We start from the raw sequence: 11,976 nt of genomic DNA on the forward strand, positions 1-11,976 counted from the left end.
CCCCTGTCAATAAAATAGACAATTTAAATAGAGACTTTTTTGTCCTATGCCACGACTAAATTTTGAATTTGAGTTTGATACTCTGGTATTGAATAGTTTGTTTAGAGACCTTTAATTCATCAGCAAGTTCTCTAATAGTTTTAGGCATGATTTCCAAACCCCTTTCGGAGTTCAGCAAGTGCTTCTTGTCTTGCTTGATCTCTTATTTTTTTATCGTGCTCGGCCTGTTTATCAGCCAATGCTTGTTTCTCAGTAGAGCCTAGAGTTAACCCCTTAACTTTATCAATGGCACGCCATTTTTCCTGTTCTGTTAATTCACCATTATGCTGAATGTTAAATAGTTTTTGACGTTCATCTTGAAATTGACCTTGTGAGAAGTCGTTAGCGTCTTTCTTTTCAGGCTTCCAAGTAAACGAATACCCAATCACTGGTTTCCCGCGGCCTTTACCATATTTCTTTCGAACAGTTAGGCCTCTAAAAAGAGGGGTCAATTCTTCTCTGATTGGTTTAAGAACGTATCTATCAACGTCTCCCGGTTTTTTCCAATAACTTTTAGGAATATCAAGTAACTCAAAAAAATCTTCTTTTGATAAAAAAGCATAACCGGTTGTTCTGAAACCTTTTAACAATCTAAAAGCGGTTTTAGCATAACTGCTTCGAAGATCTCTAAATTCCGCTAAAGCATATCTAACCCACGTGTCTAAATTATTAAGAAGTGGCAAAGCATCTTTATATACTTCAATTTCTACATAAGGAGAATCAGCTTCACCAACAATTCTGAATTTAGTAAACATAACAAACATTTCTCTATTTAATCCAGATTTACTACGTCTTCCAAAATGAAGTCCCATTAACTTTTCATAGGTTCTTTGAATATCATCTTCAAAGCGATTATTTGCAGTCGGTTTATAGTTGCTCAAATCTTTAAGTTGTTCAAAAGAAAATCTAACTGTCTGATCTCCCTTATCACGCATACGAGAAATAATTGAAAAAAATAGATTCATTTCAATAGGGGTGAATTTACGTAACGGAATGGTATTAAGTTCAGGATCATATTTTACAAGTTCATTGCTCATAATCACACCTCCATAACTATTATATAGAATCAACGATTGTTTATCAACGATCACCATTAAAAAACCTCGTTGATAAACAATCGTTGATAAACTTCTATAAGCCTTGGGAGAGTAAGCCTCAAGAGGGGTCTAAAAGAGGTTTAAAAGAGGCACTACTGTACGAGAACAAAACCTAGAAACAAAAAACACAAAGGAGTGAGCTAAAAACTGACTCACATTCAACTCCAGTCGCTACGCTCCTTGCGCCTCACTCTGTTCGTTGCCAGATAAGGTGTGGCAAGACACGTTTATTCGGGCGCTGACGCCCCGAACCCCGTCCAAGCTGAACCAGCTTGACCGCTTTTTCACTCGCCGTTAGGCAGGAAAGCAAAGTTTCTATAAAACTTTGGCTTTCGCCATTTCAGTGTTAAGACTGGTTTAGAGCTGTCAATTCCTTATGCTCCCACGCTATGCTCGTCCGCTACCATTGACAGCAAACAGTTAGTTTTTTTGAATCTTAATAAGAATCTAACTGCTATATTCGTTTTTAAGGGCCCTATTTCTCGTTTCTAGCGATTTTGAGACTGTTTATATATATTATTTATACCAAAGTCAAAATAAAAAGCCCTCAGCAGGCTTTTAGAGGGCTAAATAACGAAGCCAGGACGATTAATAATATCTTCTTGTCTTTTCTGCAAAACATAAGTATACAGGGAATCATACAAATTCTTTTTGATCTCGTCAGGTTCATTGACAGAAGCTTCAAACAATTCTTGAATATCAACTTGCCAAGGATCAGCAAGCATTTCATCAATTGGCTTTAATACTTTCTTTTCGTCCATCTTAATTACTCCTAACATCAAATAATGCTTTCAGTTTAAATTCACAGATCTTACAGCACCGTTATTCAAAATTTTTTACCTTAGGTTAGACAAATCCTCGTTGAAAATAGCTCAACCAAAAACTAGTTTTTGGTCCCGGATTTTTAAATAGTCCTGTCTTTCCCTAATACCAGATCTAAATTGGTTCCATGTCAATAAGATAGACAATTTAAACAGGGTCTTTTGCCTTTAATTAGTTTATCATCCCCCACCTGGGGGTTGTTTAATCATTCTTCTAATAAATTGCATAATGTCGTATGCAGTTTTCATATCTATTTCGGCTATGCTTTCCTCCCATAATTAGCATGGCCTTTTCTTTTGCCTGTTCTCAAAAAGGCCCGCTACCTTCCCCACGAGGTAACGGGCCTTTTGATATTATGCAATAGTAACTTTAGTCCTGTTGCTAACAGTATTATATCACGTGAACCATATAATTTCCTATCCAAATAGTCCAGCTTTCTTCCAGCCACATTGTTTCAAATAATCTCGAATCGACTTTTTAATGATTGAAGTATCTAACCTAGATTCAACAATTCCAACTTTACCGCTCTTCTTGTCCTGTCCAATGCCAAAAGAAATACTTTTCTGATAGGTCTTTCCCTTAGAAAAGGAGATGTCTTTACTGAAAGATAGTTTACCGTTATGCATCCTAATACTTGATGTCTTACTAGAAGTGCTATCAACTTCCTTCCATTTTCCGTTATCTTTCAAAGTGACTGTAAAAGTAAACTCTTTGTCCTCATCGGAGATTCCACCCTCAGTGAAAAACCGGGCATCCATCCATTTCCATGTACCAATAATTGAATCCCCTTCAACAGCAACTTCCCAAGGATTGTTATCAGAATTTAGAACCTTTGGTGCATCGCTTAAAACTTTTTCTTTCTCAATCATAAGAAATCATCTCCTTCTTTTGATAATCATTACTGAACATAACTAACCTTATAATACCAAGACTAGTCATATCGCCAGTAGTAAACTTGATCATACTATAACCGTAGTATACAATATAACTGTAAACTCTGGCGATATGGATAGGACAAGTGATTTTGATTTAATGAAACATAACCTGACAGATGTAATTGAATTCACCAAAATTATCATTGGTTATGACGGATTCAACCCAACCACAGATTTTTGGCAACCCCTAGTAACAACATACTTTAAATTAATTGATCTCCCGACCGATCAATTTCGTGAGCAAAAAAGATTACAACACGAAATTGAAGGCTTTCTCGAAAAGCACGAAATTGTTAAGTGGGTTAACGTTTCCTCTAATCAAACTATGCTCCAAATCGATTCAAATTTATCAGAACCACAACGTGCTTTCCTCAATCAGCTTCTCTTATTAACCTACTTCACTAATGATTCCAGAAAGAAGAATTATTAAAAGAATCTCCACCAGTGAGATTCTTTTTTTCTTATGATGGTTCTCTCGTTTCTGATTTTGATTTTTCCCTCTGGTCTAAATTTTCTTTCGATATACTAGATTGGTTCCCCAACATTAATTGAAGTTGATGTGATTGATCTAATAACTGCTCTAAAGTTTTGATCTGTTCATTCTTAATTTCAAGCTCTTCTCTTAAAATTTCAATCCCGATTGTATACGTCTCCACTACTTCTTTTTGGATATCGTGGTTTTGTCGTGTCTTTGTCGTGTCTTTGTCGTGGTCATTATCTATTGAAATGCTACTATAAACTCATGAGTAAAAATTTAGTTTCTAAAATCCGTAAGGAAAAAAGATTGACTCAAGAACAATTAGCTGAAAAGTGTGGGCTGAGTACCCGTACCATACAACGATTGGAGGTAGGAGAAGATACCAGTATGGAAACTTTAAATATCGTTTCTAATGTGTTCGGCCTTACTGTCAGTGAATTGTTTGAAAATATAGGAGATAACGAAATGGAACAAAATATTATTAATATGACAAATGAACAGATCCAACAATTACGAAGCCGAGAACTTACGCAAAGCCTTTTCAAAAGGTTGACTTTATTTTCTTTTATTACAATAATGCTAGTTTTAGGTAGTTTCATCGCTAAATTTAGTGGTAATTTAGAAGTCGGTCTGGCCTTTGTTTGGTTCTTTAGTTGGTTTTTAGGATTCTCACTAATTAAAATTATCCGTATCAAATGGCTGTGCCCATATTGGGACCGCAAATACCCGTTAACTAAAGGTGTCGATGTTAAACACTAATATAGATCCATTCATTTAAATTGATGTTGTTTTCATCATTATTTAGTTTTCTGAAAGAATCGACAAAGTAGCACTTGTCGATTCTTTTTACTTTATCGTTACCAAAAATGCCACCAACTTTTATTGACCTTATCCGTTTCTTGCTCTTTTTCTACCTTGGTTTCTTCCTCTTGTCCAGAACTTTCATTCGGTGATTGAGGCTTTCTACCCAACATTAACTGTAATTGTTGTTCCTGATCCAGGATCCGCTGCAAACCTCTTATCTGTTCATTCTTATTTTCAATTTCTTCTTGTAATCCCTTATTTTGTTCTTTTAATAACTCAATTAATTGACTCTTATAGTCTTCATTATTTGTTATCGTTCCTCGATAACTACTGCTATTAAAGGCTTCGGCCAAATATTTCTCACCCTCATCATTTATTAACAAGGTTTTCACCCCGTTAATTATCTCAACTGTTACATATTTTTCCCGGATTTCTGGTGTTAATCGCTTGTTAATGGCAGGTTTAGTAACCCCAAACTCCTCAGCTAGTTCTCGTACTGTTTTCACTGTTTTCATTCCTCTCGTTAAATCAATTCACCTTGATCTTAATTGTATCATTTTGTTATTGGAAATCTAACCAGTTTCAGTATGCACCCTCTAACTATCAATTATCTCTGTTAAATCAACTATTATATAGGCACTAATAACTTACGTTACTACCATTTTACCGATAATTAATTATCTTTAGTTAGAAACTAGTTATTAGTTTTTACTACCTGATTTCCACCATCTAAATCAAATTAACTTTAACTTGTCTCCAAAACAAAATCAACAGTACAAAGCCGTAAATTTCTATCCAGATAACTAACCAGTTTCAGTATGTACCCCTTTTTCATTAAAATCGCTATTATTATGATGAGAAGGTCGGTATCACCAACTTCAATTAATACCTACTTAATACCTATCAATTAGTCCTATTAAATAATCGGTTATTGGTAATTTTCGCCTAGTTACCATCTCTAAATAGATTGATCATCACCTAATACCTGGTCTAAATCATAAACCTCCACCTCATTCTGTAATCCCTTGTAATTGATAAAGGCCTGTATTAATTCCCGGATCAGTCGTTCATCACTGAAGTAATAAACCATTTCATCAATTCCCGCCGCTAATTCCGCTTTATACATTTCCATCTTATGATCTACTCGCGTTCCACTCTTTTGGGTTAATTCAACTTCAATCGGATACCGATGTCCGTTGGTCGTAATTACAAAGTCCGGTACTAATGTCCGTTTTGCCTGGCTCCCGGTCATGACCATTTCAAACCGTTTCTTAACCATTAATTCCCGCTCAGTCTCTAGTGAGTACTCAGTGCCTTCTGCTTCATAGTTTTTCATAAAGTAATAGATTAGATCATTCACTAAAATCGTGTGCCTTAATAGTGCATAGTTTGAGATTTTCTTCCGATAGGCCATATTAATTTTGCCATTGTATTCACTGCCTGCTTTGGTGATCCAATAGAATTTGGGTTTTATCTTGCCGCTATCTTCGACAAATCCATACTCTTTTAATCTATCTACTGTTTTATATATTGTAATTGCTCTTATTTTGCTAACTTTAACTAACTGCCCTACTTGTGCTACTCCTAATCGATCGATCCAATCTAAGATAATTGCTTGCTTTTCCGTTAATCCCTTGTGTCCTTTTCTCATCTTTTTCCGCCTCCTTGACTGTAGCCGGCCCGCCTCTATCCGTTGTTTGACTGACGGAAGTTGACTACTCTATCAAAACAACGTGGCGAAAGAGTAGTCAACTTCCGAGGAAGGAAAAAACCTAATGATATTAAGGCGGGCCGGCTACATAACTCTTACTTATTTATATTTTTTCAGCTAGATTTATAAACGTACTTACCCTTTATTTATACAGTTATCCTAACTGCTGCAAGCTTTAATTTCAATCATTTTCATCAATTTAGTTGACTTTTCTAAGCCGATCAATTTTGTTAGGAGTGAGGTGAAAAGAGCAGAGTTTCCCCATAGTTATTATGGGAAAACTTACAACAACCTTTTGCCAGTCGCTCGGCTCAGTCGCGGTCGTTTGCTTCACGTTCTCTTGTCTTGGTAACTATTTACCTCAGTCATTCACGAGTCCCTCATGACGCCCCTATGCGGGGGCTAGAACAGCCACGTATCCTACCTTTCGCTGTTCACCCTTATTTAGCCCTGGTCGGTCGCGTTAATCTCACCGTAGTCGAATCATTCATTCCCCTCCAGCCCCGGCCGTTTCTTGAGCTGGATTCGGACGTGGTCTGCGCTGATCTTCCTAGCAACTTTTCCGACTGTACGCCTGAGCCGTATAAGATTGTCTGATATCGGTGGTCAATCATCCCCGCAGGGGCTTATCTCACGTTGGATTAGCCCGATCGTGGCCGTTGGATTGATGGTAAATAAAAACCATCAACTAAGCTTCCCTAGTTGATGGTGTCATCTTTGAATTAAAACCTTGTCTTTCGCACTTTGTTTCGCTATAATGACTGATATAGAAAATTTAATTTTCTTTATCATATCAATTTAGCATTCGTGCTCTGGTTCGAATTGATGAGGAAGCCATCAATTAGGGCTCTCAGTCAGGATCGGGAAATCCTGACTGGGCGAATGCTTTTTTGTATGCATTCACGCCGTTTGATATTTACTTGTTATTGTTATCCCTTATTGTAACAAATCTCACTTGCTTGACAAGGGCTTTTAATCTATTTTTTATATTCATTCTGCCTAATTGCGCTATGGTATGGTGAGGAGGTTATCTTATGACCAAATCGAAAACCGTCATTATCAGTTTATACGGCTTAACCATTGCCCTTTATATTGCGGCAGTAGTCTGTTTATTAATTCCCCACACCCACTACGATTGGGTGATATTCTTCTTATTCTTAGGTTCCCTGACTGATTTATACCTGAACCATTATCAAGAAAAGCATTCTGATAATCCTCCTAATATTTATAAGAAAAGGAACCGCTAACGCGATTCCTTAACTGGTGACTATTAGGGAACTACTTACTGAAATACTTCAGTAGTACCTTCCAGCACCGTTTTACGTGCTTATTCGGCATGATGATAAGAATCAGCCGAAAATGGCCCATGGGTTTCACCCCCTTGGCACACTTCATTGAGCCTGGCGTGAACTTGGTGTACATCATCAAGTATATCATTTACTTTACATTGACTTTCATCAACCTTATAATAAAGGCATGATAAGGATTAGCCGGTGTACATAATGGATTCAGTTGGCTACTTGATCCGTACCGGTTGGGGCGCTTAATAGGCGCTCTTTTTTATTTAAAAAGCGCCCTGAATTGTCAGAGCGCCAAGTAGCTAACTACTTAATTACATGTTTGATTAATGATTTAACCAAACGTCTTACGTGCTTACTAGGCACGATAATGAATATTAGCCAACAATGGCCCAATGGAGTTCACCTCCATTCTGCACATATTTGAGATGGCATTCTCGGTGTGCGTATTTGATTATACTACACAATAATTGTATAATACGTTTGTAATGAATATTAGCCGGTGTGCAAAATGGATTCAGTTGGTTACTTAATCCGAACCGGTTGGGGCGCTTAATAGGCGCTCTTTTTTGTGATTAGGAATTAAATAGTCTATAATACCTCTAATTAGTGAGTCTACACTTTCGCTCATTAATTGACGTACAGTTGTTCGTACGTTCCACCCATCATAGTCGTCTAAGGTAGGGCTTCCTACTCAGGGCGGCTTTTGTGTTTAATCGTCTGATTTAACATTTCAGAACCATTTTGTTACCCTAATGGTGGGGAGAGAGGTTTGTCTTTCCAGATTTAGACTATTTGTTTCCCTTTCCCCAGTGGCAAGAATTGGTACATGAAAGTGATGTTAAGGGCAGCCTTTGTATTTTTTCGTTAAATGGTCTATAATGTAATGCATGGAGAGTCTCCTTGTTCTTCCCTCATTCATCTATTACTGATGATGCGGTAGCTATAAAAATCGTATTGCCATGCTTTTCTAGGGTAAGTATGGTGTACGGGTGAACGTTATTTCAGCTGGGGCTATTAAGACCTTAGCTGTAACAGGGGTTCAAGGGCACAAGGACTTATTATGGATGTCCCAAGAACGGACGGTTGATGGAAAGGACGCTACTCAAGAAGAAGTTGGGGGCTTGTGCCTTCTTAATGAGTGATTTATCAACCGGTGTGGTTGGTGACGTCATTTACGTTGACAAGGGTGTTCATTTAATTTAATTACGCTAAATCTTCCTGATTTTGGTTAGGGAGATTTTATTTTAACAGTTGGTCAACTGAAAATTATATTTAGTTGACGAGGAGGACCTATGAATCTCAATCATCAAAATTTACGGCATTTATCCCAGGCGTCGGTTATCTTAGCTTTAACCATTATCTTTGGTTTCTTTCCGGGAATTCCTATAGCGATCATTCCGGTGACGATTGTTCTGCAAAATTTAGGAATGATGTTATCCGGTGAAATCTTGGGACCCTGGTGGGGGGCAGGGACGATGCTTACCTTTTTGACTTTGGTTGCCCTCGGTTTACCCTTGCTGTCAGGTGGCAATGGCGGTCTGCAAATGATCTTATCACCGGCTGGTTGTTATTTAATCATGTGGGTCGTGGCCGCTTTTGTCATGGGCTGGTTGTTGAGGGTTACTTTCTTACGGAAATACTGGTGGAGTGAGCTGATCACCGTCTGGATATGTGGGGCCTTATTAGTCGATTTATTAGGGGGCCTATTATTGTCATGGTGGATGCACTTTTCGCTGACCATTACCCTGGGAGCGATGATGATTTACTTACCGGGTGATACCATTAAGGTTTGCTTGTCAGTGCTTATTACCCGCCGCATGCGGAAGTCCAAATTAATTGATTGAGGAGATACGAGATGCTAAAAGACGATCTATTAGCGGTCTTAATTAATCATCCGACCTGGCATAACGGCACTGATTTAGCCGGACAATTGGGGGTCACCAGAGCTGGGGTTTCTAAAGCAATCCAACAACTGAAAACAGTTGGTTATCAAATTGAAGCCGATCATGCCAAAGGCTATCGTTTTTTAGGGACCACCCACTTAAACCAGCAATTGATTCAAAATCAAATGGCTAATCCGGGTGGGTGGCGGTTAGAGGTTTGGGACGAGATTACTTCGACGCAAGATCGCGCCAAGGAGTTGATTGCTAACGAACCTAGTGATGATTTAGTGGCGGTGATTGCTAATTACCAAACCGCGGGACATGGTCGCTTAGGTCGGACCTTTTATTCGCCGGCTCAAACAGGGGTTTATTTTAGTATCGTGATTCCCAACCAGCCAATTAAACAAATTGCGAAAGCGGGTTTGCTGACGACTAGTGTGGCCGTGGTGCTAGCTGAAGAATTGGAAAAATTAATTCCTGAAGTTAAGCTTCAAGTTAAATGGGTTAATGATCTTTATTTAAATCAACGTAAAGTGGCCGGGATTTTAACAGAGGCGGTCCTGGATATCGACAACCCACATCGAGGCTCGATTATTGTTGGGATCGGCATTAATTTGTCGACCGCTGATTTTCCTGATGGAATTGATGATCAAGTGGCCTCCTTAAAGGCGGCTGATTTTGATCGAAACCGGTTTTTGGCTAATTTTCTAAGTCGCTTTGAACAATTGAATGCGACTTACGGCGATGGTCGCTATTTACCAGCTTATCGGCAACGGCAATTACTACTTGGTCGGCAGGTATCCCTAGCTTGTGGGAGTGAACAAGTCACTGGACTGGTTCAAGGAATTGATGATCAAGGGGCCTTAGTCCTAAAACTAGCTGATCAAAGTTTGCGGACTTTTGATAGTGGGGACGTTACTAAGGTTAGCTGGTAAAAAATGCTGGAAGTCATGAGGCTTCCAGTATTTTTTTGTACGATTAGCATGGCTTTTCTTATGTTATAATTACCCACATGACGAATCTATTCGGTCATTTCACCTAGTCAGTGGTCGACTAGTTCCTCCGATTCACTTTATTACAAGAAACCAGGTAGTTTGTTAATAAGCTACCTGGTTTCTTTATTTTCTATAATCCATTTAAGGCATTTCTGACGTAAACGCGCTGGGCATAATCATCACCCGTCGCCAATTTATCGACTAAGAAGAATTGATAATTAGGACACCGCTTGAGTTGGCCTGGATCCACCACATACTTATGGACATTACGAATGCTACCTCGTTCGGCCTTCGTGATGCATCAGGCGAGTGTGTCGGTTGATCGCCAACAAGACGATATTGGCCGACTGAATGGCTATATCAACGAACAGATTACCGGCCAGAAAATGCTGATTACGAATGGGCTGCAGCAAGAAAAATTCTTACGACAATCTTTTGCAATTCCAATGGCTGGGATTATCCAAAAGACAATAAGGCTGGCAAGCAAAAATATAACATTTATCGAAATTCCCATAACACCCCCCCTTAAAGTGACATCACATGTTTTTTATAAGCTCATTTAAAAATTTGGAGGCAGACTTAAAATTATGTTCTTTGGCTAGACCGTCAAGTCTTTTGCGTGCGCTAGGTTGAAGTGAAAAGGTATAATTCTTAGTACGTTCCTCTTCATCTTTAAAAACAGGAATAACAAGTTTATCTTTAGTGTCAGTTAGCCGTTCTATTTCATTTTTTTGTAGTGCCTTTTTTATGTTTTTATTCTCTGGATCGAATGCCATAGGTAGTCCCCCTTTATAATTTGTATGCACACACATTGAGTATACATGTGATTAATACGTGTACAAAACATTTATAGCTTTTCCGTGATTTCATTAAATGTTTTGTCCATACTATCAAAAAATTCATGTTGATCAATATATGTTTTGTGGTCTTCAGCCATTTTTGAAAGAGATTTTTTATCCAACGTTGAACGATTGAATAGCTCCTTTTCTGGAACTGTAGCCAATACACTGGGATCGCCTTTTAAGGCTTTTAATAACTCGCGAGATGATCTTGTGTTGTGTTTAATCATGTTGGCGATAAAAAATAATTTGGTCGTGACATAAGATTTTCTAGTAGAGTAATCAATGGCTTCTTTGCGTAATTCGTTAATTCTTTCTTCTAGGTTAAATTTCGCATTATACCCATGTTCGCTAGGTGTGATTGGACTAAGGATAGCATTACTAATGATTACTGCATTCTTGGTAGCAGTAGAAAAATCTGGGTGACAATCCAAAATAATATACTCGAATTCTCCTAAATTTAAACGTTCATAATTATCTGACAACCACATATAGAGGAACATGTTTTTGTTAGTCTTATTTTCAATGGTACGCTCAATATCGTCAAGGTGCATGTCTCCGGCAATTAGACTAATATAAGCACTTATTTCATGTATTTTGACTTTCCCTCGATCTAAGAAAACGTTGCCAATGGTGTCTTGATTGTCGTAAATGTTGTAAGTCTGGGTTAAATTACTTTGGTGGTCTAAGTCAATAAATAAAACATGCTTGCCATTTTTTGCTAACCATTCACCATAATTAAAAGCTAGGGTAGTTTTACCGACGCCGCCTTTTATAGCTGAAAATGTAATAATCTTCATTAGTATCCCTCCTCATACATGCTAAGTAAGCTTAATAAATATCACTACATGCATAATAACACATAACACATATATTTGCAATCTATACATATGATTTGCGTTCATGAATGATTAATATACACTAGCTAAGTGTCCTATCTCTTGATGTTAAGTTTTTTACGATATCGAATAAAGGTTGTTCGCTTAATCCCAGTATTACGGGCAACATCGACATCACTCATACCTGCCTGATAAAGTTTAAAAGCATGTTGCAAACGGGGATCATCTTTGGC

13 protein-coding genes and 3 pseudogenes are annotated in these 11,976 nt (G+C 38.0%); 7 read left to right on the plus strand and 9 right to left on the minus strand.

What is annotated here, in order from left to right; genetic code table 11:
- Positions 1-61: 61 nt before the first annotated feature.
- From FC60_RS09720 to FC60_RS08655, 4 genes and pseudogenes are all read right to left on the minus strand, one after another.
- A pseudogene (locus FC60_RS09720) lies at positions 62-148 on the minus strand (DUF536 domain-containing protein); the annotation flags it as partial.
- Positions 141-1,076, minus strand: a complete 936-nt coding sequence (locus FC60_RS08645) for a replication initiation protein (protein WP_056937992.1) — start codon at positions 1,074-1,076, stop codon at positions 141-143. The pseudogene FC60_RS09720 and the gene FC60_RS08645, both read right to left, overlap by 8 nt.
- A 626-nt stretch (positions 1,077-1,702) precedes the next feature.
- On the minus strand, positions 1,703-1,915 hold the full coding sequence (locus tag FC60_RS08650; RefSeq protein ID WP_027822200.1) for a hypothetical protein: 213 nt from the start codon (positions 1,913-1,915) through the stop codon (positions 1,703-1,705).
- A 459-nt stretch (positions 1,916-2,374) separates the two neighbouring features.
- Positions 2,375-2,827 (minus strand): hypothetical protein, encoded by a 453-nt coding sequence (locus tag FC60_RS08655; protein WP_056937981.1) that lies wholly within the window; start codon positions 2,825-2,827, stop codon positions 2,375-2,377.
- A gap of 136 nt (positions 2,828-2,963) precedes the next feature.
- Here FC60_RS08655 and FC60_RS08660 point away from each other — a divergent pair, with 136 nt between their 5' ends.
- A complete protein-coding gene (locus FC60_RS08660; RefSeq protein WP_153672899.1) occupies positions 2,964-3,323 on the plus strand; it encodes a hypothetical protein in 360 nt (119 codons plus the stop codon).
- A gap of 312 nt (positions 3,324-3,635) precedes the next feature.
- Entirely contained in the window at positions 3,636-4,130 is a 495-nt protein-coding gene (locus FC60_RS08665; RefSeq protein ID WP_082601384.1) for a helix-turn-helix domain-containing protein, read from the plus strand.
- A 98-nt stretch (positions 4,131-4,228) separates the two neighbouring features.
- Here the strand turns inward: FC60_RS08665 and FC60_RS08670 are convergent, their stop codons facing one another.
- Together FC60_RS08670 and FC60_RS08675 are read right to left on the minus strand one after the other, a co-directional pair.
- Positions 4,229-4,690, minus strand: a complete 462-nt coding sequence (locus tag FC60_RS08670; RefSeq protein WP_056937984.1) for a hypothetical protein — start codon at positions 4,688-4,690, stop codon at positions 4,229-4,231.
- Positions 4,691-5,133: 443 nt separating this feature from the next.
- On the minus strand, positions 5,134-5,826 hold the full coding sequence (locus tag FC60_RS08675) for a replication-relaxation family protein (RefSeq protein ID WP_056937985.1): 693 nt from the start codon (positions 5,824-5,826) through the stop codon (positions 5,134-5,136).
- A 1,094-nt stretch (positions 5,827-6,920) separates the two neighbouring features.
- Here FC60_RS08675 and FC60_RS08680 point away from each other — a divergent pair.
- The 5 genes and pseudogenes from FC60_RS08680 to FC60_RS09385 form a co-directional block, all read left to right on the plus strand.
- Positions 6,921-7,133, plus strand: coding sequence for a hypothetical protein (locus FC60_RS08680; protein ID WP_056937986.1), 213 nt, complete (start codon positions 6,921-6,923; stop codon positions 7,131-7,133).
- 1,025 nt (positions 7,134-8,158) lie between these two features.
- Positions 8,159-8,390 (plus strand): annotated as a pseudogene (locus FC60_RS09380) (SDR family oxidoreductase); the annotation flags it as partial.
- An 89-nt stretch (positions 8,391-8,479) separates the two neighbouring features.
- The gene (locus tag FC60_RS08685; RefSeq protein ID WP_056937987.1) at positions 8,480-9,031 is read left to right on the plus strand and encodes a biotin transporter BioY; all 552 of its coding nucleotides are present in this window, start codon (positions 8,480-8,482) and stop codon (positions 9,029-9,031) included.
- A gap of 11 nt (positions 9,032-9,042) precedes the next feature.
- On the plus strand, positions 9,043-10,005 hold the full coding sequence (locus tag FC60_RS08690) for a biotin--[acetyl-CoA-carboxylase] ligase (RefSeq protein WP_056937988.1): 963 nt from the start codon (positions 9,043-9,045) through the stop codon (positions 10,003-10,005).
- A gap of 344 nt (positions 10,006-10,349) precedes the next feature.
- Positions 10,350-10,481: pseudogene (locus tag FC60_RS09385) on the plus strand (ABC transporter ATP-binding protein); the annotation flags it as partial.
- A 120-nt stretch (positions 10,482-10,601) separates the two neighbouring features.
- Here the strand turns inward: FC60_RS09385 and FC60_RS08700 are convergent.
- The 3 genes from FC60_RS08700 to FC60_RS09390 form a co-directional block, all read right to left on the minus strand.
- Positions 10,602-10,841, minus strand: coding sequence for a hypothetical protein (locus tag FC60_RS08700; RefSeq protein WP_056937990.1), 240 nt, complete (start codon positions 10,839-10,841; stop codon positions 10,602-10,604).
- A 71-nt stretch (positions 10,842-10,912) separates the two neighbouring features.
- Positions 10,913-11,704 carry a ParA family protein gene (locus tag FC60_RS08705; protein ID WP_056937991.1) on the minus strand — a complete coding sequence of 264 codons (792 nt, stop codon included), beginning with the start codon at positions 11,702-11,704 and terminating at the stop codon, positions 10,913-10,915.
- A 134-nt stretch (positions 11,705-11,838) separates the two neighbouring features.
- A partial coding sequence (locus FC60_RS09390; RefSeq protein WP_235806122.1) for a helix-turn-helix domain-containing protein occupies positions 11,839-11,976 on the minus strand: 138 nt, incomplete at its 5' end.

Origin of the sequence: Limosilactobacillus gastricus DSM 16045, assembly GCF_001434365.1 — a bacterium.
GTDB classification, from domain to species: Bacteria; Bacillota; Bacilli; order Lactobacillales; family Lactobacillaceae; genus Limosilactobacillus; species Limosilactobacillus gastricus.

Coding starts and splice junctions, on each gene's coding strand:
- FC60_RS08645 (WP_056937992.1), bottom strand. CDS start 1,076: ATGAGCAATGAACTTGTAAAATATGATCCTGAACTTAATACCATTCCG.
- FC60_RS08650 (WP_027822200.1), bottom strand. CDS start 1,915: ATGTTAGGAGTAATTAAGATGGACGAAAAGAAAGTATTAAAGCCAATT.
- FC60_RS08655 (WP_056937981.1), bottom strand. CDS start 2,827: ATGATTGAGAAAGAAAAAGTTTTAAGCGATGCACCAAAGGTTCTAAAT.
- FC60_RS08660 (WP_153672899.1), top strand. CDS start 2,964: ATGGATAGGACAAGTGATTTTGATTTAATGAAACATAACCTGACAGAT.
- FC60_RS08665 (WP_082601384.1), top strand. CDS start 3,636: ATGAGTAAAAATTTAGTTTCTAAAATCCGTAAGGAAAAAAGATTGACT.
- FC60_RS08670 (WP_056937984.1), bottom strand. CDS start 4,690: ATGAAAACAGTGAAAACAGTACGAGAACTAGCTGAGGAGTTTGGGGTT.
- FC60_RS08675 (WP_056937985.1), bottom strand. CDS start 5,826: ATGAGAAAAGGACACAAGGGATTAACGGAAAAGCAAGCAATTATCTTA.
- FC60_RS08680 (WP_056937986.1), top strand. CDS start 6,921: ATGACCAAATCGAAAACCGTCATTATCAGTTTATACGGCTTAACCATT.
- FC60_RS08685 (WP_056937987.1), top strand. CDS start 8,480: ATGAATCTCAATCATCAAAATTTACGGCATTTATCCCAGGCGTCGGTT.
- FC60_RS08690 (WP_056937988.1), top strand. CDS start 9,043: ATGCTAAAAGACGATCTATTAGCGGTCTTAATTAATCATCCGACCTGG.
- FC60_RS08700 (WP_056937990.1), bottom strand. CDS start 10,841: ATGGCATTCGATCCAGAGAATAAAAACATAAAAAAGGCACTACAAAAA.
- FC60_RS08705 (WP_056937991.1), bottom strand. CDS start 11,704: ATGAAGATTATTACATTTTCAGCTATAAAAGGCGGCGTCGGTAAAACT.